Below are 803 nucleotides of genomic sequence, written 5' to 3'. Positions count from 1 at the left end.
TGTAGAGACCGGACACATGGTGGACACGTGTACGGAGACATGGTTGACACTTCCCGGCAGCCCCCTTTGCCAGGATTTTCGCCATGCCTTGGAACGTGAGAAACGCCATGAGCCTGAAAGAAGAATTCGTATCCCTGGCGCGACAACCGGATGCCAATATTCGAGAGTTATGCCGACGCTTCAGCATCAGTCCTCAAACCGGATACAAGTGGCTGCGCCGTTTTGAACAAGGTGGCTCGGCCGCTCTACAAGAACGATCTCGGAGGCCGGCTAGTAGCCCTCGCTTGACCGAAGCTGCGTTGGAAGCGGAAGTCGTTGCACTTCGACAGGAGCACCCGGCCTGGGGCGGACGCACAATCAGCAGCCTGCTGAGCAAGCGCATTGCCCCCAGCACCGTCACCAACGTATTGCACCGCCATGAACTGATCCAGAGTACTGAGAAGGCACGAGAGGCTCGGCTTAGGTTTGAGCATGATGCGCCCAACGATCTCTGGCAGATGGACTTCAAAGGACACTTCGCCCTACAGCAAGGCCGGTGTCATCCACTGACCATCCTTGACGATCACTCTCGCTTCAATTTGGCCATTCACGCTTGCGATAACGAGCGAGGAGCGACGGTCAAGGAGAAGATGACAGAGGTCTTCCAGCGTTACGGCCTACCGGTCCGAATCAACGTCGATAATGGTGCTCCGTGGGGCTCACCGCGCAATCCTGGAGAGGTTACAGAACTCAGTATCTGGTTGATTCGGCTGGGGATACAGATAAGTTTCAGTCGTCCGTACCATCCTCAAACGAATGGCAAA

The 803-nt window shown here is 55.8% G+C and carries 1 protein-coding gene; it reads left to right on the top strand.

The window, feature by feature from the left end; genetic code table 11:
* Nucleotides 1-83: 83 nt before the first annotated feature.
* Nucleotides 84-803 (top strand): DDE-type integrase/transposase/recombinase (locus ACODS5_RS24655; protein WP_489109884.1); only part of this gene is annotated, 720 nt, incomplete at its 3' end.

The organism is Pseudomonas sp. FG47 (assembly GCF_057809115.1).
The sequence above is the reverse complement of the archived record's forward strand: the minus strand, read 5'-3'. Positions and strand labels throughout refer to the sequence as shown.